Origin of the sequence: Streptomyces sp. NPDC096176 (assembly GCF_044763255.1) — a bacterium.
GTDB lineage: Bacteria > Actinomycetota > Actinomycetes > Streptomycetales > Streptomycetaceae > Streptomyces.
On the sequence record NZ_JBIWFV010000013.1, the window covers coordinates 20,203 to 40,738 of the forward strand.

Here is a 20,536-nt window from a genome sequence, read left to right on the forward strand (position 1 = left end):
ACCATGGAAGCTTTCACCACGCACACCGGCCGGGCCGTTCCGCTGCGCCGCAGCAACGTCGACACCGACCAGATCATCCCGGCGCACTGGCTGAAGAAGGTCACCCGCGACGGGTTCGAGGACGGGCTGTTCGAGGCCTGGCGCAAGGACTCCGAGTTCGTCCTCAACCGCCCCGAGCGCAAGGGCGCCACGGTGCTCGTCGCGGGTCCGGACTTCGGTACCGGCTCCTCGCGCGAGCACGCCGTATGGGCTCTGCAGAACTACGGTTTCAAGGCCGTCATCTCGTCCCGGTTTGCCGACATCTTCCGCGGCAACTCCCTCAAGAACGGCCTGCTGACGGTCGTGCTCGAGCAGTCCGTCGTCGACGCCCTGTGGGAGCTGACCGAAACCGACCCGACGGCTCCGATCACCGTCGACCTCGAAAAGCGACAGGTCCTCGCCCCGGGAATCACCGCGGACTTCGACCTCGACGAGAACGCCCGCTGGCGTCTGCTCAACGGTCTGGACGACATCAGCCTCACCCTTCAGAACGAAGCGGACATCGCGGCCTACGAAGCGACCCGCCCGTCCTTCAAGCCCCGCACCATTGAGGCCTGAGCAGCGCTTTTCCCGAACTGCGCCCCCCACCTTCCGGTGGGGGGCGCAGTCGCTTGTTGAGGCCCTGTCGGGCGACAACTCGCCCCAGATGGCACAATCGGTGCATGGAACGTGACAGCCAACTCGAGCTCTACGAGGCGGTCGCGGCCCGATTGAAGGAAGCGCACACAAGAGTGCGCACACTGCAAGTCCCGGAGGGCGTAAGGATGGCGCTGTCCCGGAAGCTGCTGGTCGTCACGGCAGCGGCGAAGCACGATCTCCCGGACGCCGCAAGGCGTCTGGACCGGTTGATGAAGGACCTCGACGAGGGCCGATTCCCTGAAGGTGACTGACCTCAGAACGCAGCCGAGGTCCACTTCGTTGCGGCACTAGGGTGATTAGCCCGTTTCGTGTTTGATTTGCGGTATATATCTGCCTAACGTGCGAAAAAGCCTGGACGCAATCGTTCCGGCCAAATGTCTCCGAAGGGGAAGACGTGAACAAGGCGCAGCTCGTAGAAGCGATTGCCGACAAGCTCGGCGGGCGTCAGCAGGCCGCTGAAGCCGTCGACGCCGTACTTGACGCGATCGTCCGCGCAACGGTCGCCGGAGACCGGGTCTCGGTCACCGGCTTCGGCTCGTTCGAGAAGGTCGACCGCCCCGCCCGCTACGCCCGTAACCCGCAGACGGGCGAGCGTGTCCGGGTCAAGAAGACGTCCGTGCCGCGATTCCGCGCCGGGCAGGGCTTCAAGGACCTGGTCAGCGGCTCGAAGAAGCTCCCCAAGGGAGGTGAGGTCGCCGTCAAGAAGGCGCCCAAGGGCAGTCTTTCCGGCCAGGCGCCCACCATCGCGAAGTCCGCGGCCAAGAAGGCCGCCGCGAAGCGGACCGCCGCCAAGAAGACGACGGCGAAGAAGACGGCCGCCAAGAAGACCACCGCGGCCGCGAAGAAGGCGACGGCGAAGAAGACGACCGCCAAGAAGACCACCGCGGCCGCGAAGAAGGCGACCCCGGCGAAGACCACCGCCAAGAAGGCCACGGCGAAGAAGACCGCCCCGGCCAAGAAGGCGACGGCCAAGAAGGCGCCCGCCAAGAAGACCTCGGCGCGCAAGACGACCGCCAAGAAAGCGACCGCGAGGAAGAAGTAGTACTGGGGGCGCGACGCCCCAAGAAGTAAGCGGCACTAGGCCGCCCAGCCACTCACGCGCCGGGCCGGTCTCCCTCGGGGAGACCGGCCCGCGGTGTGTCGGTGGTCAGCGCTTCGGGCAGGGTGGCGCTTTCGGCAGGGTGGCGCCTTCAGAAGGTGTACAGCGTCACCAGCGTGATGCGGCGGCTCTCGCCCTCGCCCTCGGTCTCGATGCGCACCCGCTGCCCCGGACGCAGGAGCCGCAGGCCGCCCGCGTCGAAGGCCGCGGCGTTGAACTCCACCGGGGTTCCGTCGTCCAGCAGGACGCTCCCGCTGCGGGTCTCGGGGTCGTATGTGTACGAGGTCGCCTGCATGGGTGCAGCCTAGTGCCCTTCCGCGGCGCGCCGGTCTTCCCCGGCACGGGCGCCCGCCGTCAGGCGCTCCGCGGTCCGCGGCCCCACACCCAGGACCAGCGCCGCCGCCAGATCGTCGCCGGTGTCGACGTCCTGGCGCACGGAATCGACGCCGGTGAGAAGAATTTCCGCGGCGCCCGAAGCCAAATGCGCACGACGTGAAGGTCCGCCGAAAGCCGGCCGCAATTCCGCACCCGGCCGGGCGCACAGCAAAGTGGTGCCGATTGCGGCCGCATCCGTCAGAAATGCCCGGGTAAATACCGAAGCGGCGGCGAGCGTGCGTTCCAATTCCGCGGTACGCAATGCGGGCAGATCGGCGTTGAGTGCCGCGACCGCCGCCGACGGACGGACCGCGCGCACCGTACGGACCCCGTGCGAAAGCGCCGCGTTGAGGCCCGCCGCGGGAGCGTCCGGCACGATCCGCGCCCCCAGCGCCGCGAGCTCGGCCGCGGCCCTCGGATCGTCAGTGACGACCACCACATCCCGCACCACGGGGCAGGCCAGCGCCGCTGCCACGGTGTCCTGGGCGAACGCGAGGGCGAGACGGGGCCGCAGTCCGTCGTCCGCGGCTCCGGCCAGCCGGCTCTTGGCCAGGGCCAGCGGTTTCAGCGGGACGACCAGGGACCAGGCGACGGCAGGCGCGGCGACCGGCGTCGTGTCCGTGGCGAGGTCTTGGTCCGTGCGCATCGCGCCCATTGTGGCCCGAGCCGCAGAAGGCCCCGAGGGGAGGGCCCACGGGCGGGGCGTACCGTGTTCTCGACAGACCAGAGGCCTGGGGCGACACTTGACCCCCAGCAGCCAGGCAATAGCCCGGTCGTAAGAGGAAGGTGTCCGAGTGTCCCGCCGTAGAATCGGCTTCTGGTACCGCCTGGCCGCGGTCATCTCAAAGCCGCCGCTGTTGCTTCTGTTCAAGCGGGAATGGCGGGGGATGGAACACATTCCGGCCGACGGCGGATTCATCACCGCGATCAACCACAACTCGTACCTCGACATGTTCTCGTACGGGCACTTCCAGTACAACACCGGACGAGTGCCGCGGTTCCTGGCCAAAGCCGCGCTGTTCAAGGCGCCGGTGGTCGGAGTTCTGCTGCGGGGCACCCGCCAGATCCCCGTCTACCGCGAGTCCTCCAACGCCGTCGGCGCCTTCCGCGCCGCCGTCGACGCGGTCAAGCGCGGCGAGTGCGTCGCCTTCTACCCCGAGGGCACCCTCACCCGCGATCCCGGCATGTGGCCGATGACGGCCAAGACCGGTGTGGCGCGCGCCGCGCTGCAGACGAAGGCGCCGGTCATCCCCGTCGCGCAGTGGGGCGCCAACTTGGCGATGCCGCCGTACGCCAAGGAGAACAAGGTCCGTCTGTTCCCGCGCAAGACCCTCCAGGTGCAGGCCGGCCCGCCCGTCGACCTCTCCCGCTTCTACGACCAGGACCCGACACCCGACGTCCTGAGGGCGGCGACCGAGGTCATCATGGCCGCGATCACCGTGCAGCTCGAGGAACTGCGGGGCGAGAAGGCGCCGGAGACACCGTTCGATCTGCGCGAAGTGCTTGCGGAGCAGCGCCGCAGGGCCGCCGGGGAGGAAGCGAAATGACACAGCGCGTCAAGGCGGCCGTCTTCGGAACGGGCTCGTGGGGCACGGCGTTCGGCATGGTCCTCGCGGACGCGGGGTGCGAGGTCACCCTCTGGGGCCGCCGTGCCGAACTCGCGGAGGCGATCAACACCACCCGCACCAACCCCGACTACCTGCCGGGGATCGAGCTCCCGCAGAACCTGCGCGCCACCACCGATCCGGCAGAAGCGCTGCACGAAGCGGACTTCACCGTCCTCGCCGTCCCCTCGCAGACCCTGCGCGGCAATCTGGCCGCATGGGCGCCGCAGCTGGCCCAGGACACCGTGCTCGTCTCCCTGATGAAGGGAGTCGAACTCGGCACCGCCAAGCGGATGAGCGAGGTCATCGAGGAAGTGGGCGGCGTGCCCGGCGAACGCGTCGCGGTCGTCACCGGCCCCAACCTGGCGAAGGAGATCGCGTCCCGCATGCCCGCGGCCGCCGTCGTCGCCTGCCGTGACGAGGCGGTCGCCCAGCGGCTCCAGGCCGCGTGCCACACGCCGTACTTCCGCCCGTACACCAACACCGACGTCGTCGGCTGCGAACTGGGCGGCGCCGTCAAGAACGTGATCGGTCTCGCCGTCGGCATCGCGGACGGCATGGGCCTCGGCGACAACGCCAAGGGCTCCCTGATCACCCGCGGTCTCGCGGAGACCACCCGCCTCGGCCTCGCGATGGGCGCCGACGCGCTCACGTTCTCCGGCCTCGCCGGGCTCGGGGACCTGGTCGCGACCTGCTCGTCCCCGCTGTCGCGCAACCACACCTTCGGCACCAACCTCGGCCGCGGAATGACGCTCCAGGAGACCATCGCCGTCACCCGGCAGACGGCCGAAGGCGTCAAGTCCTGCGAGTCGGTACTGGATCTGGCGCGGCGGCACGGAGTCGACATGCCGATCACCGAGACGGTCGTCGGCATCGTCCACGAGGGGAAGCCGCCGGTCGTCGCCCTCAAGGAGCTGATGGCCCGGGCCGCGAAGCCCGAGCGGCGCTGACCTGCGCAGGGCCGACGGCCCCGGGCGGTCGGCCCTGCGCGGCACGCCCTCGCCTGCACTCCACGACGTTCGAACTGCACGGTAGTCTCATCGCGATATGAGCACCGAGAACCTCCCCCAGAGCCCCGAGCAGCAGCTCCGCAAGCCGCGCGTGGCCGTCGTCTTCGGCGGCCGCAGCTCCGAACACGGGATCTCCGTGGTCACCGCGGGAGCGGTGCTGCGCGCCATCGACCGCACCAAATACGACGTCCTGCCGATCGGCATCACGTCCGACGGGCGGTGGGCGCTCACCGCCGACGAGCCCGAGCGGATGGCAATCACCGACCGCAGGACGCCGAGCGTCGAGGAACTCGCGGAGTCGGCCGAGGGCGGCGTGGTGCTCTCCGTCGACCCCGGGAGCCGTGAGGTCGTCTACAGCGAGCCCGGCGCCGTGCCCAAGGCCCTCGGCGAGGTCGACGTCGTCTTTCCGATGCTGCACGGCCCGTACGGCGAGGACGGCACCCTCCAGGGCCTGCTGGAGCTCTCCGGTGTCCCGTACGTCGGCTCCGGCGTCCTCGCCTCCGCAGTCGGCCAGGACAAGGAGTACATGAAGCGGGTCTTCATCTCCTTCGGTCTCCCGGTCGGCCCGTACGAGGTCATCCGCCCGCGTGAGTGGGTCCAGGACGAGGCCGCGGCGCGCAAGAAGATCGTCGACTTCGCGGGTGAGCACGGCTGGCCGCTCTTCATCAAGCCCGCCCGCGGCGGGTCGTCCATGGGTATCACCAAGGTCGACGACCTCGCCGGACTCGACGACGCGATCGCCGAGGCGCAGCGCCACGACCCCAAGATCCTGGTGGAGTCGCTGCTGCGCGGCCGGGAGATCGAGTGCGGCGTGCTCGAGTTCGAGGACGGCCCGCGCGCCAGCGTCCCGGCCGAGATCCCGCCGGTGACGGCGCACGACTTCTACGACTTCGAAGCCAAGTACATCGACTCCGCCGCCGGCCTGGTGCCCGCCCCCCTCACCGAGGAGGAGACCGCCGAGGTCCAGCGGCTCGCGGTCCAGGCGTTCGACGCCGCCTCCTGCGAGGGTCTGGTGCGCGCGGACTTCTTCCTCACCGAGGGCGGCGAGTTCGTCATCAACGAGATCAACACCATGCCGGGCTTCACGCCGATCTCCATGTACCCGCGGATGTGGCAGGAGAGCGGCGTCGCCTACACCGAGCTGGTGGACCGGCTGATCCAGGCGGCCCTGCGCCGCTCGACGGGGCTGCGGTAGCCGCCCTTCGTCAAAACGTGCCGGGGACCGTCTTCTTGACGGGCCCGGCGAGGTCGGTCAGCGGGCTGATGTCGTGCGTGTACTGGCTGCCCAGGGTGACCTCCACATACGTCTCGCGGTACGTGGTGGTGAGCCGGGGACCGGCGTCACGCTCCTCCAGCAGCCAGTTGACTCCGTCCACATCGACGCCCTGGCCCTGGGGATCACTCATCCTCTCCGGCCGGGGCACGCCGCAGCGCAGTACGATCGCGGCATCGCCCCAGCCGGCGGTCAGTTCGGACGACGGCTCGGGGTCCTCGCGGTCCTGCCCGGCGACCTTGTCCGGCAGTTCCTGGTCCAGCGCACGGCACAGGGCTGCTTCCTCGGCCGGGGGGCTGGGAACCGTGATCGACGCCGACGCGTCCGTGGAGGAGCAGCCCGAGGCGGCCACCAGCAGGGCGGCGGCGGACAGGAAGAGAGGCCGGCGGCGGTAGGACGTCACCGGCCAAGCGTAGACGGGGGCTACAGATGCACGACCGGACAGGTGAGGGTGCGAGTGATGCCGTCCACCTGCTGGATCTTGGCGACGACCATGCGTCCCAGGTCGTCGACGGTGTCAGCCTGCGCACGCACGATCACGTCGTACGGACCGGTCACATCCTCGGCCTGGATCACACCCGGGATCTTGCCGATGGTCTCGGCGACGGTCGACGCCTTGCCCACCTCGGTCTGAATGAGGATGTACGCCTGTACCACGGAGCCTCCAGGGCGGCACGAGGATCATGTCCCCTACCGTCGGTGGGGAGATCCCAGGGAGCGGGGTCGCCACGGTATCGCGTCGTCGCGGGCCGCGGGGAGACCCTCGCGGCGGACGGCGTCCGCCGCGTGGCGTACGGCGAGCAGAAGTTGACGTATCTCTTGACCGTACCGACAGCGGTGACGGCTCGCGACCGCGAGCGGACCGCGCCAGAAGGGGCACCCGGATGCGGTGCCCTCCCGGGGGCCGACCCCCGCACGCCCGGCAGGGGAGCCGGTCGCACGCAGCGTCCAGGACAAGGAGAGGTGACTCGGTGAAGGGAACTGTGGGCGAATTGGGGGAGTTCGGGCTCATCAGGGAGCTCACCTCGAAGCTCACCACCACCCCCGCGGTGCGGCTCGGACCGGGCGACGACGCCGCGGTCGTGGCCGCGCCCGACCGACGGGTCGTGGCCACGACGGACCTTCTGCTGGAGGGCCGGCACTTCCGCCGCGACTGGTCGACCGCGTACGACGTGGGACGCAAGGCCGCAGCGCAGAACCTGGCCGATATCGCCGCGATGGGCGCGGTCCCGACCGCAGTCCTCCTCGGACTCGTCGTCCAGGCCGACCTTCCCGTCACCTGGGCCACCGAGCTCATGGACGGCATCCGCGACGAGTGCCAGGTCGCCGGCGCGGCCGTGGTGGGCGGCGATGTCGTCCGCGGCGACACCATCACCATCGCGATCACCGCGCTCGGCGACCTCCGCAACCACGAGCCCGTGACCCGCTCGGGCGCGCAGCCGGGCGATGTCGTCGCCTACACCGGCTGGTTGGGATGGTCGGCCGCCGGGCACGCGGTGCTCTCGCGCGGCTTCCGCTCCCCGCGTGCCTTCGTGGAGGCGCACCGCCGGCCCGAACCGCCGTACCACGCCGGTCCCGCGGCCGCCGGGCTCGGCGCCACCGCCATGTGCGACATCAGCGACGGGCTCGTCGCCGACCTCGGGCACATCGCGGAGGCGAGCAAGGTCCGCATCGACCTGCGGTCCGGACTGATCGACATCCCCTCGCAGATGAACGACATCGGCCAGGCCGTCGGCGTCGACCCGCTGCAGTGGGTGCTGACCGGGGGAGAGGACCACGCGATTGTCGCCACCTTCCCGCCGGACGCCAAACTGCCGGCTCGCTGGAAGGTGATCGGCGAGGTCCTCAACCCCTCCGCGCTGCCGCAGGTGACCGTCGACGGCGCACCGTGGAACAGCAAGGGCGGTTGGGACCACTTCGGCGACATCGAGGAGGGCAAGTAGATTCGGGGCATGCCGATACCTCCCCGCATGCCCGCACCCCCTCGTGTGCTCACCGTCGCCGGATCCGACTCCGGCGGCGGTGCCGGAATCCAGGCCGACCTCAAGACCATGCTCGCCCTCGGCGTCCATGGCATGAGCGTGCTGACGGCGGTCACCGCGCAGAACTCGCTGGGCGTCCAGGGCGCATGGGAGCTGCCCGTCGAAGCGGTACGCGCCCAGTACCGCAGTGTCGTCGACGACATCGGCGTACAGGCCGTGAAGACGGGGGTGCTGGCCTCCGCCGAACTGGTCGAGACCGTCGCGGAGCTGCTCGCGGGAACGGACGCGCCCGTGGTCGTCGACCCGGTGGGCGTGTCCAAGCACGGCGACCCGCTGCTCGCGGCATCCGCACTCGACTCCGTACGGAACAAGCTGCTGCCGGCGGCGACCGTGGCCACACCCAACCTGGACGAGGTGGCCCAGCTGACCGGCATCGAGGTCCAGGACGAGGACGGCATGCGCAGGGCCGCCGGCGCCGTCCTCGGCTTCGGGCCCCGCTGGGCGCTGATCAAGGGCGGCCATCTCGCGGGCGACGCGGTGGACCTGCTCACGGACGGCGATCAGGAGCACTGGCTGCGCGCGCAGCGCCACGACAACCGGCACACGCACGGCACGGGCTGCACGCTCGCCTCCGCGGTGGCGTCGGGCCTGGCGCAGGGCATGACGGTGCCGGAGGCGGTCACGGCGGCCAAGGAGTACGTCACCGGCGCGATCGCGGCCGGGTTCGCGCTCGGCACCGGCATCGGCCCGGTCGACCACGGCTGGCGCTTCCGCTAGCCGCCGCCCCGGTCGGCGCTTTCGCCGATCGTCCCGGAGCACGGCAAAAAGCCGGTCCACCGAGGTGGACCGGCTTTCAAGGCAACCGCAGGGGCTGCGCTACGACGAAACGTCGGCGTTAGCGCGAGACCTTGCCGGCCTTGATGCACGAGGTGCAGACGTTGAGCCGCTTCGGCGTCCGACCGACCACTGCACGCACACGCTGGATGTTCGGGTTCCAGCGACGGGACGTACGGCGGTGCGAGTGCGAAATGTTGTTGCCGAAGCCCGGCCCCTTGCCGCAGACGTCGCAGTTGGCAGCCACGGGTCACTCCAAAGACTTCAGATGCACTTACGGTGAATCCGGCGCGCCGGAATCAGTGACCTGAAGTGGCTTGCCGGGGGAATGGCCCGATTCTCATCGGGCAACTGGAGCAGCATACATCCACTGCTTCCGAGAGACGAAACTAGCACGCTCCCGCCGCCCCCCCGCCCCGCCGTCCGGAGCCGGCCGGGGTCTACGCTGCGGGACAACCCGCAGCCACGGCCCCGTCCGGCCGCACAAGGAGGATCGCCAGGTGCCGCAGAGTCTCGACGCCTCGGCCGTACGCGCCTGGTGCTCACTGGCGCTGGAGGCCCTGGGCCGGGAGCGCGAGGAGATCGACGCCATCAACGTGTACCCCGTCGCGGACGGGGACACAGGCACGAACCTCTACCTGACCGTCGAATCGGCCGCCCAGGCCGTCGAGGCGGTGTTCGCCGCCCACGAGACCGGGGACTTCGCACCCGCCCCAGCCGATGTGATCCGCGCCATGGCCCACGGCGCGCTGATCGGCGCGCGGGGCAACTCGGGCACGATCCTGGCGCAGCTCCTGCGTGGCATGGCCGAACGGATCGGTGACGGAGATCACCTCGCCGGAGCGCTGCGGCGGGCCGCCGAGCTGGCACGCCAGGCGGTCGCGCACCCGGTGGAGGGCACGATCCTTAGCGTGGCCGGCGCTGCGGCGGACGCGGCCGAGAGCTCGCCGGCCGACCCTCTGCGGGCTGCCTACGCGGGGGCGCGGGAGGCGCTCGAAGCGACCCCCCGGCAGCTCGCGGTGCTGGACCGCGCAGGCGTCGTCGACGCCGGCGGGAGCGGTCTCGTCATCGTCCTGGGAGCGCTGGTGCAGGCCGTCTTCGGCGAGACCCCGGTGACGCCGGCACCCCGCACCGGCCCACGGCCGGCCGCGCCGGACGCCGGGCGACCGTGTGCCGACGGCGGTCCCGCCTTCGAAGTGATCTACCTCCTCGAGGCGGACGACGATGCCGTGGCTCGGCTGCGCGCCCGGCTCGACGGGCTCGGCGACTCCCTGGTCGTCGTGGGCGGAGACGGCCTGTGGAACGTCCACGTCCATGTCGACGACGCCGGCGCGGCCGTCGAGGCGGGCATGGAAGCGGGCCGGCCCTACCGCATCCGCATCACGCACTTCGACTCCGCGGCGGACCCGGCCCCGCGCGAACAGGCCCAGCGGGCGGTTGTCGCCGTCGTCCAGGGCGAGGGCCTCGCGGATCTGTGCTGCCAGGCCGGCGCGACCACGGTCCTCGCCCGGCCCGGGGAGCCGCCCGCCAGCGGAGAACTCGTCGAGGCGATCCGCCGGGCGCACGCCCGCGAGGTGGTCCTCCTGCCCAACGACACATCCCTGCGGCACACGGCCGCCGCAGCGGCGGAACAGGCCCGCACGGAGGGCGTTCGCGTCGCGCTGATCCCGACCCGCTCGGCGGTCCAGGGCATCGCCGCCCTCGCCGTCCACGCCGCGGACCGCCGTTTCGACGAGGACGTGGTCGCGATGACCGCAGCCGCCGGCGCGACCCGCTACGCCGAACTGGCCGTGGCGGAACGCCAGTCGTGGACATCAGCCGGCGTCTGCCAGGCCGGGGACGTGCTCGGCCTGATCGACGGGGACGTCGCGGTGATCGGCGCGGACATGACGGAGACGGCGCTGACGCTCCTGGACCGCATGCTCTCGGCGGGCGGCGAACTGGTCACGCTGGTCCTCGGGACGTCGGCGCCCGAGGGACTCTCGGACCGCCTCGAGGCGCACGTCCGCGAGGGGTACCTGGCGGTGGACACGGCGGTGTACGAGGGGGGCGACAGGGCGACGCCGCTGCTGATCGGGGTGGAGTAGCGCCCGGGGCCCGGGGGCGCGTGCCCCCGGGCCCTGCGCCTCAACCGCCGGCGGGGCTCGGAGCCGGCCCGCTTGTCGGGGCGCCGCCCCCGAACCCTGCGCTTCAATCGCCGGCGGGGCTTGAAGATGCCCCCGTGTCGGCTGGGGAAACGGCCCCCGTCACGACTACTCGGACAGTTGCGCCAGCACCGCACGGGCCTCGTCGCAGCGGGAGGTCGCCGTCTCGTTGCTCTCTGGGGAGGACGATGCGTACGTCGCCAGCACGGACCTCGCCAGTGCCTGCGACGCCGGCGCGTCCGACAGTGACGCGTAGATCCACGCCGCCATGAGCTGCGCACCCGTGCGCAGGTCGGTGAACCGGTCGCCCGCCTCCTCGAAGGCCGCCACCGCCCGCAGGACGTGGCCGACCGCCTCCTCGTACGCCGCCCGGGCCGAACCGTCCGCGTCGTCGTCGCCCGGTTCGCCGTCGAAGGAGCTCGCGATCAGGTCACCGGTCTGGCGGTAGGTGTCCGCGAGTTCGGCGCGCAGCCGTGCCGCCGCGTCGGCGTCCTCGCAGGCGGCCTCCGCCGACTCGCATTCCGTCGCCGCCGCGGTCATCAGGTCCCGCGCCGCCTGCACGCCCGTCTGCCCGTCGCGGACGGCGATCCACGCCCGTACCCGCAGCGTCCGCACGAGCGCGTGCACGTCGCCGAGGTCGCGCCACAGGTCGCCGGCGCGCCGATAGGCCAGCTCTGCCTCGGTGGTGAGCTGGGCGCGGAACAGCGCCTGGCCCGCGAGGTTCGCGAGCATCGCGTGGTCGCGCTGCTCCGGCCAGCGGCGCGCGATGTCCGCCGCCTTCAGCCAGTGCTCCGCCGCCTCGCGCGGCTCGTCCAGCGCCGTGCAGCAGTCGCCCAGCCACCACAGCGTCTGCACGATCATGCCGTCGCCGTGGTCCTCCGCCGTCAGGTCGGGCAGCACCGACTCCAGGACCGCCGCCGCCTCGTCCACCCGCCCGAGTTGCAGCAGGAACCCGCCGAGCCGGTGCCGTGCGTACGCCCCGTTGCCCGTGGCCTCGCCCGCCTCGTCGGCCCAGTGCGCCGCGTCCAGGGCGTGCTCGGCGGCTTCGTCGAACTTGCCGGCGTCGGCGAGCGTCTCCACGAGCTGCAGGTGCAGGCGGCAGCGCCCGGAGGCTCCGGGAAAGTGTGCCGCATGCTCCAGGGCGGCGCGGGAGGCACGTTCGGCCGTCTCCAGGTCGCCGAGGTGCCGGCTGACGCTGGCCAGCTGCGTCTCGGGCTCCACCGCGTACCAGGGCCGGCCCGCCTCGATGTAGGAGTCGGCGGCCCGGGCGTACAGCTCCGCCGCCCCCGCCGCGTTGCCCCGGAAGGCGGTGATGTCGCCCAGGTAGCCGAGCGCCTCGCCGATCACGACGCCGACCCCGGGCTCCGCCCGTTCCGGTTCCGCGAAGGCGAGGAGCATGTCCACCGCCTCCTCCAAGGACGTGACGGCCGCTTCCATGGCCTCCCTGACCTGCATGCCCCGGATGAGGTCGTTGAGGATCCGCACGCGGCACAGCAGCGCCCTGCCGGTCTGCCGTGCGGTCGCCCGGCCCTCGGCGTACAGGGCCAGGGACCGGTCGCAGGGCTCTTGCACGGCGGCCAGTGCCTCGTCGAGGCGACCGTCGAGCCCGATGCAGTACGCCGCCCTGGCGAGCGCGGACGCGGCGCGCCCCGGCTCGCCGGCCGACTCGTACAGCCCGGCCGCGGACGTGAAGAGCTCGAACGCCTCGGCCGGCGGAGTGCTGTGATCCATGCCCCGGTGCTCGTCGATCTCCGCCCGGGCGAGGTTGCCGAGTTCGGCCTCCCCCTGGCCGGCGGCCCGGGCGGCGGCGGCCCATGCGGCCGTCGCGTCGGGGTGCTGGGCGTCGGAGAGCCGGCGTGCCTCGGCCAGCAGCCCGGACAGGCCTGCATCGGCCGCGCTCTCCACCGAGGGTGCCGCTGCCGACGCCTCGCGCCGCGCGGCCACATGCCGTGCGGTGCGCACACCCAGCGGCAGCCGGTCCACCAGCGGGGCGCGGTCCATGCGCTCGACGCACTTCTCGCCCACATGCGAGTTGCCGTTGCGCAAGTCGAAGCGCGCGGCGATGGCGAGCGCCTCCGTGCGGGCGTGAGCGGCCAGTTCACGGGCGGTCCAGGTGCGGCCCCCGGGCCCGGGCAGGCTCTGCCGGCCGTGGCCGAGGGAGGTCAGCCGGTCGGTGAGCAACGCGGTGACCTGCAGATAGCCGAGCAGGCTGCTGGGCTCGCCGGTGTCGGTGAAGTACGAAGGCCGTTCGGCGAGTATCTCCAGGCCCCGTGCCTCGTTGCCGGTCAGTGCGCAGAACTCGACGTGCTGCGCGACCGCGCTGCGCATGCTCTCCTTCGACCGGACCATCCGGTAGCCGCGCAGATGGTGCGCGCGGGCCTCCTCGGTGCGCCCCAGCCGCAGCAGTGGCAGCAGCGAGGCGGCGAGCACCGCGTGCGGCTCGTGCGCGCAGGTGAACTCGCCGTCCAGGACCGGCCGCCAGGTCGCGAGCGCCCCCTCCTCGTCGCCCCGGTGGGCCTGCCACGAGCCCTGGGCACGCAACTCGCAGGCGTGGCAGTCGCTCTTGCCGTCACGGTCGGCGGCCTGCCAGGCGTCGTACGCCCGCTGGGCCCGTTCAGTGTCGCCCAGATGCCTGGCGATCCGCATCTCGCCCTGGCGCACGGCCCGCTCGGAATGGCCGGCGAGCCGGTAGCGGTGCTCCATCTCCGCCTGCCACTTCTCGATGGAGGCGAGCGGGATGTGCGGCTGGTCGATCATGCCGCTGGAGACCCACTTGAACATCCAGAACAGCGAATGGGCCTGCTGCCCGTCGAAGTCGTCGGGCCGCTCGTCCCACATCCGCAGCAGCCGGGCGAAGGGGACGAACATCTTGTCCGCCTCTGAGCTGTAGTTGTAGACCTGCATCAGATGGCCGAGGCCGTCGATGACCAGTGCGGTGTCGCAGAGCTGCTCGATCTCGGCGAACAACCGCTCCGCGCGTGCGTTGCGTGCGGGGCCTTCGGGCTCCGTGTAGTTGTCGTTCAGCGCCCGGCGCAGCGCGTCGGCGTCGGGGGGAGTCGCGAGGCTCATCGGCCGTTCTCCTGGTCGTGGGTGGCCCACTCCAGCAGGCCCATGAACGCGCGGTTGAGGAGCGCGGAATCGGCGGGTCGCAGCGGTCTCTGCGCCATCAGCAACGCCTGCCCGTACAGCGCTTCCGTGGCGGTACCCGCCAGCTCACCGTCGAGTGAACTGATCCTGCGGATCAGGGGATTGAGATGGTTCAGCACGAGCCGGGCGCGCGGCGCGCTGCCCCGCAGCGACCCGAGGATGCCCGCCCACAGGTCGTCCGCCTGTGCCTCCTCGTCCGCGCGGGCCTGCTCGTGTCTGGCTGCCCGGTCGTCGAGGTGGAGGGCGGGCACGGTCAGCGGGTGGAAGGCGCGCAGTACCACGTCGCAGCCGAGCGGGTCGAGTTTGGCGCGCGCGGCGGCCAGGAAGCCGGCGAGAGCGAGCTCCTCTGCGGGGTCGACGGCGTCGAGGTGGGCGGTGACCGTGTCCGCGTCGAGCTCGGCCACCACCGTGCCGGGCCTTACGTGCGGCAGGCGTTCGACAAGCTCGGTGTCGTACGTGTAGCCGCCGTTGATCAGCCCGATGCCCTGCGCGGACGCGATCGGAGCGACCTGCCGGTACTCCTCGACGGTCCGGGCGAAGTGCACCACCGGGTGGCGCTGGGCGAACTCCTCCAGGCTCAGCCTGCCGTCCGTGGTCTCGAACGGCAGCCACGGCAGCATCGTGCGCAGCATCTCCGTGTCGTGCCTGGCCAGTGACTTCACACCCAGGTGGTGGACGGAGAGGAACTGCTCCAGTCGCTCGGGGTCGCCCGCGGCAAGCCCTGTCAGCCACTCCCGGATGCGGTCGCCGAGGGCTTCGCGCACGGCGGCGAGCGTCTCGTCCGCGTACAGCGACTCGCGCGAGGCGGTGGGCCGCAGACTGTCGGTGTCGATGACGCACCGCACGAAGAAAGCCCAGTCGGGGAGGAGTTCGTCGGCACGGTCGGTGAGCAGCATGCCCTTCAAGTGCACACGGTGACCCGAGCGCTGCGCCGGGCTGACCGAGGACGGCAGCATGTACGCGACCCCGCGCACACCGGCGACCGGAAGGTCGAGGTCGACGGAGTCGAGCGGGGTGAAGCCGAACAGCTCGTGGCAGTGACGGGCGAGGGCCACGCGCCGTGCTGCCGGACCCGGATACGTACGGTCCCAGGGCGCGGGCAGGTCACCGACGGCCGTCTCGCCGACCCTGACGTCATACGGCAGCAGTGATCCGAAGTCGCGTGCCAGGGCGATCACCCGCTGCTCCGTGAGCCAGTCACCACTGCCGGGGCGGGCCGTCAGGTACACGGTCGTGCCGGGCTCCGGCCGGGCGCTGTCGGGCAGGGTGCGCACGGTGTACGAACCGTCGTCGCGGGCCGACCACTGGACGGGCGGCGCGTCGGGCGTACGGGCACTGCGGCTCACCACCCGGATTTCCGCCGCGACGACAAAACAGGCGAGCAGGCCGATGCCGAACTGGCCGAGGAACTCGGCTCGGGCGGACTCGAGGCCCTCCCGCTTGGAGCTGCGGCCGATGGTCGCGAGCAGGCTGTGCACATCGGTCTCGGTCAGGCCGATGCCCGAGTCCTCGATGCGCAGGCCGCCGTCCTCGGCGTACAGCCGCACCCTCGCGGGCGCGTCGGGCTGTTCGGCCCGCCGGGCGGTGATCGCGTCCACCGCGTTCTGCAGAAGCTCGCGCAGATAGACCTTGGGGCTGGAGTAGAGATGGTGGGACAGCAGATCCACCAGGCCACGGAGATCGACCTGGAAGGTGTGCGGTGTCGTCGTACCGGTGGCCGGTGTCGTCTCAGATGTCATCGTCGCTGCGCCGGTGGGGGGTCGGGCGACGGCGCGGGGTCAGGCGATCCCGTACGACGGTGATCGCGATGAGGCGTGGAAGAACGGTCATCGTATGGCTCGCGGCGCCGCCTTGACCAGGAGTTATCAACAGGTGCGCGACGACTGTCGGTGCGGTGGTGTGCAATGGATCGCGTGTCCGCGTTCGACGAACCCCTCAAGAAGACGCTCGGTGCCGCCACCGCCAAGGTGATGGCCGAGCATCTCGACCTGCACACCCTCGGCGACCTGCTGCACCACTATCCACGGCGGTACGCGGAGCGCGGGGAACTGACCGCCCTGTCCGAGCTGCCGCTGGACGAGCACGTCACGGTGGTGGCCCAGGTCGCCGACGCGCGGATCCTCACCTTCAACCAGGGCCGCGGCAGGCGCCTGGAGGTGACCATCACCGACGGCAGCGGCCGGCTGCAGCTGGTCTTCTTCGGCAAGGGCGTCCACAAGCCGCACAAGGACCTGCTGCCGGGCACCCGCGCGATGTTCGCCGGCAAGGTGTCGGTGTTCAACCGCAAGCTGCAGCTCTCGCACCCCGCGTACGAGCCGCTCAGCGGCGGTGCGAGCGCCGCCGACGCCGTGGACGCTTTCGCCAATCAGCTCATCCCGATCTATCCCGCCTGCAAGCAGCTGGAGTCCTGGAAGATCTCCAAGGCGATCGACGCGGTGCTGGACCGGGCCGTGGATGTCGTCGACCCGCTGCCCCCGACGCTGCGGGAGGGCCGCGGCATGGCGACCCTGCCGGACGCCCTGCGCAAGATCCACCGGCCGCGCACCAAGGCCGACATCGCCGAGGCCAGGGAGCGACTCAAGTGGGACGAGGCGTTCGTCCTCCAGGTGGCCCTCGCCCGCCGGCGGTTCGCGGACACCCAACTGCCCGCGGTGGCCCGCCGCCCCGTCCCGGGTGGACTTCTCGACGCATTCGACGCAAGGCTGCCCTTCACCCTCACCGACGGCCAGCAGTCGGTCAGCAAGGAGATCTTCGACGACCTGGCGACCGAGCACCCGATGCACCGCCTCCTTCAGGGCGAGGTCGGCTCGGGCAAGACCTTGGTCGCGTTGCGGGCGATGCTCGCCGTCGTCGACGCGGGCGGCCAGGCCGCGATGCTCGCCCCCACCGAGGTTCTCGCCCAGCAGCACCACCGCTCGATCACGGAGATGATGGGCGACCTCGCGGAGGGCGGAATGCTGGGGGGCTCGGACCAGGGCACCAAGGTCGTGCTGCTCACCGGCTCCATGGGGGCGGCCGCCCGGCGGCACGCACTGCTCGACCTGGTGACCGGCGAGGCGGGGATCGTCATTGGCACGCACGCGCTGATCGAGGACAAGGTGCAGTTCCACGACCTCGGTCTGGTCGTCGTCGACGAACAGCACCGCTTCGGCGTGGAGCAGCGTGACGCCCTGCGCTCAAAGGGCAAGCAGCCCCCGCACCTGCTGGTCATGACCGCCACCCCCATTCCCCGTACGGTCGCGATGACCGTGTTCGGCGACCTGGAGACGTCCGTACTGGACCAGCTGCCGGCCGGCCGCTCGCCCATCGCCAGCCATGTGGTGCCGGCCGCCGACAAGCCGCACTTCCTGGCCCGTGCCTGGGAGCGGGTGCGTGAAGAGGTGGAGAACGGCCACCAGGGCTATGTCGTCTGCCCCCGCATCGGTGACGCGGAGGACGAGAAGCCGAAGAAGAAGTCGGCGGAGGACGAGGCCGAGAAGCGCCCGCCGCTCGCCGTCCTCGATGTCGCCGACCAGCTGGCCAAGGGCCCGCTGAGCGGTCTGCGCGTGGAGGTCCTGCACGGGCGCATGCAGCCCGACGACAAGGACGACGTGATGCGCCGCTTCGCCCGCGGCGACGTGGACGTCCTGGTCGCCACCACGGTCATCGAGGTCGGGGTGAACGTGCCCAACGCCACCGCTGTGGTGATCATGGACGCGGACCGCTTCGGCGTCTCACAGCTCCACCAGCTGCGCGGCCGGGTCGGCCGCGGCGCGGCCCCGGGCCTGTGCCTGCTGGTCACCGAGATGCCGGAGGCGAGCCCGGCCCGCGGGCGCCTGGCCTCTGTCGCCTCGACGCTCGACGGCTTCGAGCTCTCCCGTATCGACCTCGAGCAGCGCCGTGAGGGCGATGTGCTGGGCCAGGCCCAGTCCGGGGTGCGCACCTCACTGCGGATGCTCGCCGTCATCGAGGACGAGGAGGTCATCGCGGCCGCGCGCGAGGAAGCGGTCGCGATCGTCGGGGCCGACCCGGAGCTGGCGGGCCTGCCCGAGCTGCGCATCGCGCTGGACGCCCTGCTGGACAAGGAGCGCGAGCAGTACCTCGACAAGGGCTGAGAGACTGGGGGACGTCAGCCCGCAGAGAGAGGCCCTTCATGACCCGCGTGATCGCCGGTGCGGCCGGCGGACGCCGCCTCGCCGTACCGCCAGGCACCGGCACCCGTCCCACCTCCGACCGTGCCCGGGAAGGGCTCTTCTCCAGCTGGGAGTCGCAGCTCGGCGCGCTCGAGGGCGTCCGCGTCGCCGATCTGTACGCGGGATCGGGCGCCGTCGGCCTGGAAGCGCTGTCGCGCGGCGCCGCCCACGCCCTGCTGGTCGAGGCGGACGCCCGCGCCGCCCGCGTCGTCCGGGAGAACGTGCGCGTGCTCGGCCTGCCCGGCGCGGAGGTCCGGACCGGCAAAGCGGAACAGATCGTCACCGGACCGGCGCCGGACGCCCCCTACGACGTCGTCTTCCTCGACCCGCCGTACGCCGTCACCGACGACGATCTTCGCGAGATTCTGCTCACACTCCGGCGCCAGGGCTGGCTCGCCGCCGATGCGCTCGTCACCGTGGAGCGCAGCACCAGAGGCGGGGAGTTCACGTGGCCCCAGGGCTTCGTCCCACTGCGGGCCCGTCGCTACGGCGAGGGGACGCTTTGGTACGGTCGCGCCGCCTCTACGTGTGAAGACGCACCATGACCGGACCGGAGAGCGAGGGACTTCAGTTGCGCCGAGCAGTCTGTCCGGGGTCGTTCGACCCCATCACCAACGGACACCTCGACATCATCGCCCGCGCCTCCAAGCTGTACGACGTCGTACACGTCGCGGTGATGATCAATCAGTCCAAGCAGGGACTGTTCACCGTCGATGAGCGGATGGAGCTCATCCGCGACGTGACCCGCGAATACGGGAACGTCGTGGTGGAGTCGCACCACGGACTCCTCGTCGACTTCTGCAAGGAGCGCGACATCCCCGCGATCGTCAAGGGACTGCGCGCCGTCAGCGACTTCGACTACGAGCTGCAGATGGCCCAGATGAACAACGGCCTCTCGGGCGTGGAGACGCTCTTCGTCCCCACCAACCCGACCTACAGCTTCCTCTCCTCCAGCCTGGTCAAGGAAGTCGCCGCATGGGGCGGCGACGTGTCCCACCTGCTGCCCGACACCGTCCACCGCGCACTCGTCCAGCGGCTCGCGGAAAAGGCCTGACCTGACATCGCGTCACCCGGTGTCGGGTGGGCACGGACTGCCCGTACAGTCGTCCCCGTCCGTCTCCAATCCGCAGTCAGAGAGTGGCGAACCACGGTGGACGTGCAGAAGAAGCTCGACGAGATCGTCGAAGCGGTCGGGAACGCCCGCTCCATGCCCATGTCGGCGTCCTGCGTGGTCAACCGCGCCGACCTGCTCGCCATGCTCCAAGAGGTGCGCGACGCGCTGCCCGGCTCCCTGGCCCAGGCGCAGGAGCTCATCGGCGGCCGTGAGCAGATGGTCGAGCAGGCCCGCCGGGAGGCCGAGCGGATCATCGAGTCCGCCCACGCCGAGCGCGGCTCTCTGATCTCCGACACCCAGGTCGCCCGTCAGTCGCAGGACGAGGCCGACCGCATCCTCGCCGAAGCCCGCCGGGAGGCCGAGGAGATCCGCGCGGAGGCCGACGAGTACGTCGACTCCAAGCTCGCCAACTTCGAGGTCGTCCTCACCAAGACCATCGGCTCCGTCGACCGTGGCCGCGAGAAGCTGCTGGGCCGCGGCCCCGGCCTCGACGAGCAGGGTTACGCCGACGAGGACGCCCCCGAGCACAGCAACGACCCGCAGACGCTCATCCAGCGCGCGGACCAGTACGTCGACGCCAAGCTGGGCGCCTTCGAGGCCGTGCTCTCCAAGACGCTCGAAGCGGTCGGCCGCGGCCGCCAGAAGCTGCACGGCCGCATCGCCACGGACGACCTCGGCGCGCACATGGCCGCCCAGGACGCCGCCGGCGGCCACCAGCACACCAGCGACGCCGACTACCTGGCCGGTCTCGCGGAGCTCGCCGACCCCGCCCCCGAGCGCCCGCAGCCGGACGCCTACAGCTACCGTCCGCCGCAGCCGGAGCCGCAGATCCCTCCCCAGCCGGACCCGTACACATACGCGCCGCAGGAGGCGTACGCGGGCTACCAGCAGCCCGACCCCTACGCCGGGTACCCGCAGCAGCAGGGCTACGACCAGCAGTACGCGCAACAGGACCCGTACGCCTACCAGCAGCCGCAGCCCGAGTACCAGCCCCAGCAGGGTGCCGCGCTCGACGAGACCAGCCTTTTCGACACCTCCATGATCGACCTCGAGCAGCTGGGCCGGTACGAGCAGGGGCGCTGAGCGGACCGGATTGGGTCTATG

The 20,536-nt window shown here is 71.2% G+C and carries 20 protein-coding genes; 13 read left to right on the forward strand and 7 right to left on the reverse strand.

Features of this window, described 5'->3' with window-relative positions; translation table 11 throughout:
• Positions 1-3: 3 nt before the first annotated feature.
• The 3 genes from leuD (at position 4) to ACIQ7Q_RS29110 (ending at position 1,720) form a co-directional block, all read left to right on the forward strand.
• Entirely contained in the window at positions 4-597 is a 594-nt protein-coding gene (leuD, locus tag ACIQ7Q_RS29100) for a 3-isopropylmalate dehydratase small subunit (protein WP_403868382.1), read from the forward strand.
• Positions 598-701: 104 nt separating this feature from the next.
• Entirely contained in the window at positions 702-929 is a 228-nt protein-coding gene (locus ACIQ7Q_RS29105) for a hypothetical protein (protein ID WP_403868385.1), read from the forward strand.
• Positions 930-1,072: 143 nt separating this feature from the next.
• Entirely contained in the window at positions 1,073-1,720 is a 648-nt protein-coding gene (locus tag ACIQ7Q_RS29110; protein WP_403868388.1) for an HU family DNA-binding protein, read from the forward strand.
• Between the two features lie 148 nt (positions 1,721-1,868).
• On the opposite strand, the gene ACIQ7Q_RS29115 is transcribed toward ACIQ7Q_RS29110, so the two are convergent.
• Both ACIQ7Q_RS29115 and cofC read right to left on the reverse strand, forming a co-directional pair.
• Positions 1,869-2,072: a hypothetical protein gene (locus ACIQ7Q_RS29115; protein ID WP_403868391.1), complete on the reverse strand. Its 204-nt coding sequence runs from the start codon at positions 2,070-2,072 to the stop codon at positions 1,869-1,871.
• Positions 2,073-2,081: 9 nt separating this feature from the next.
• Positions 2,082-2,798: a 2-phospho-L-lactate guanylyltransferase gene (gene cofC, locus ACIQ7Q_RS29120; protein ID WP_403868755.1), complete on the reverse strand. Its 717-nt coding sequence runs from the start codon at positions 2,796-2,798 to the stop codon at positions 2,082-2,084.
• Positions 2,799-2,946: 148 nt separating this feature from the next.
• Between cofC and ACIQ7Q_RS29125 the strand changes: the two genes are divergently transcribed.
• From ACIQ7Q_RS29125 to ACIQ7Q_RS29135, 3 genes are all read left to right on the forward strand, one after another.
• Positions 2,947-3,699, forward strand: coding sequence for a lysophospholipid acyltransferase family protein (locus ACIQ7Q_RS29125; protein ID WP_403868394.1), 753 nt, complete (start codon positions 2,947-2,949; stop codon positions 3,697-3,699).
• On the forward strand, positions 3,696-4,706 hold the full coding sequence (locus tag ACIQ7Q_RS29130) for an NAD(P)H-dependent glycerol-3-phosphate dehydrogenase (protein WP_403868397.1): 1,011 nt from the start codon (positions 3,696-3,698) through the stop codon (positions 4,704-4,706). The genes ACIQ7Q_RS29125 and ACIQ7Q_RS29130 overlap by 4 nt, the downstream gene beginning before the upstream one ends.
• 97 nt (positions 4,707-4,803) lie before the next feature.
• Complete coding sequence (locus ACIQ7Q_RS29135) at positions 4,804-5,961, forward strand: D-alanine--D-alanine ligase family protein (protein ID WP_403868400.1); 1,158 nt, start codon at positions 4,804-4,806, stop codon at positions 5,959-5,961.
• Positions 5,962-5,971: 10 nt separating this feature from the next.
• Here the strand turns inward: ACIQ7Q_RS29135 and ACIQ7Q_RS29140 are convergent, their stop codons facing one another.
• Positions 5,972-6,442 carry a DUF3515 domain-containing protein gene (locus ACIQ7Q_RS29140; protein WP_403868403.1) on the reverse strand — a complete coding sequence of 157 codons (471 nt, stop codon included), beginning with the start codon at positions 6,440-6,442 and terminating at the stop codon, positions 5,972-5,974.
• A 20-nt stretch (positions 6,443-6,462) separates the two neighbouring features.
• Positions 6,463-6,696: an Lrp/AsnC family transcriptional regulator gene (locus tag ACIQ7Q_RS29145; RefSeq protein ID WP_403868406.1), complete on the reverse strand. Its 234-nt coding sequence runs from the start codon at positions 6,694-6,696 to the stop codon at positions 6,463-6,465.
• Between the two features lie 314 nt (positions 6,697-7,010).
• Between ACIQ7Q_RS29145 and ACIQ7Q_RS29150 the strand changes: the two genes are divergently transcribed.
• Together ACIQ7Q_RS29150 and thiD are read left to right on the forward strand one after the other, a co-directional pair.
• The gene (locus tag ACIQ7Q_RS29150) at positions 7,011-7,982 is read left to right on the forward strand and encodes a thiamine-phosphate kinase (RefSeq protein WP_403868409.1); all 972 of its coding nucleotides are present in this window, start codon (positions 7,011-7,013) and stop codon (positions 7,980-7,982) included.
• Between the two features lie 9 nt (positions 7,983-7,991).
• Positions 7,992-8,798 (forward strand): bifunctional hydroxymethylpyrimidine kinase/phosphomethylpyrimidine kinase, encoded by an 807-nt coding sequence (gene thiD, locus ACIQ7Q_RS29155; RefSeq protein ID WP_403868412.1) that lies wholly within the window; start codon positions 7,992-7,994, stop codon positions 8,796-8,798.
• A gap of 118 nt (positions 8,799-8,916) precedes the next feature.
• Here thiD and rpmB read toward each other — a convergent pair whose 3' ends face one another.
• The gene (rpmB, locus tag ACIQ7Q_RS29160) at positions 8,917-9,102 is read right to left on the reverse strand and encodes a 50S ribosomal protein L28 (RefSeq protein WP_003957616.1); all 186 of its coding nucleotides are present in this window, start codon (positions 9,100-9,102) and stop codon (positions 8,917-8,919) included.
• 253 nt (positions 9,103-9,355) lie between these two features.
• On the opposite strand from rpmB, the gene ACIQ7Q_RS29165 reads away from it, so the two are divergent.
• On the forward strand, positions 9,356-10,942 hold the full coding sequence (locus tag ACIQ7Q_RS29165) for a DAK2 domain-containing protein (protein WP_403868415.1): 1,587 nt from the start codon (positions 9,356-9,358) through the stop codon (positions 10,940-10,942).
• Between the two features lie 165 nt (positions 10,943-11,107).
• Here the strand turns inward: ACIQ7Q_RS29165 and ACIQ7Q_RS29170 are convergent, their stop codons facing one another.
• Together ACIQ7Q_RS29170 and ACIQ7Q_RS29175 are read right to left on the reverse strand one after the other, a co-directional pair.
• Positions 11,108-14,068, reverse strand: a complete 2,961-nt coding sequence (locus ACIQ7Q_RS29170; protein WP_403868418.1) for a tetratricopeptide repeat protein — start codon at positions 14,066-14,068, stop codon at positions 11,108-11,110.
• Complete coding sequence (locus ACIQ7Q_RS29175) at positions 14,065-15,885, reverse strand: HSP90 family protein (RefSeq protein ID WP_403868421.1); 1,821 nt, start codon at positions 15,883-15,885, stop codon at positions 14,065-14,067. The genes ACIQ7Q_RS29170 and ACIQ7Q_RS29175 overlap by 4 nt, the downstream gene beginning before the upstream one ends.
• A gap of 165 nt (positions 15,886-16,050) precedes the next feature.
• On the opposite strand from ACIQ7Q_RS29175, the gene recG reads away from it, so the two are divergent.
• The 4 genes from recG (at position 16,051) to ACIQ7Q_RS29195 (ending at position 20,515) form a co-directional block, all read left to right on the forward strand.
• The gene (gene recG, locus ACIQ7Q_RS29180) at positions 16,051-18,240 is read left to right on the forward strand and encodes an ATP-dependent DNA helicase RecG (RefSeq protein ID WP_403868424.1); all 2,190 of its coding nucleotides are present in this window, start codon (positions 16,051-16,053) and stop codon (positions 18,238-18,240) included.
• A 38-nt stretch (positions 18,241-18,278) separates the two neighbouring features.
• The gene (gene rsmD, locus ACIQ7Q_RS29185; RefSeq protein WP_403868427.1) at positions 18,279-18,863 is read left to right on the forward strand and encodes a 16S rRNA (guanine(966)-N(2))-methyltransferase RsmD; all 585 of its coding nucleotides are present in this window, start codon (positions 18,279-18,281) and stop codon (positions 18,861-18,863) included.
• Positions 18,864-18,889: 26 nt separating this feature from the next.
• Positions 18,890-19,372, forward strand: coding sequence for a pantetheine-phosphate adenylyltransferase (coaD, locus tag ACIQ7Q_RS29190; RefSeq protein ID WP_403868758.1), 483 nt, complete (start codon positions 18,890-18,892; stop codon positions 19,370-19,372).
• Between the two features lie 96 nt (positions 19,373-19,468).
• Entirely contained in the window at positions 19,469-20,515 is a 1,047-nt protein-coding gene (locus ACIQ7Q_RS29195) for a cell division initiation protein (protein WP_403868430.1), read from the forward strand.
• Positions 20,516-20,536: the final 21 nt, after the last annotated feature.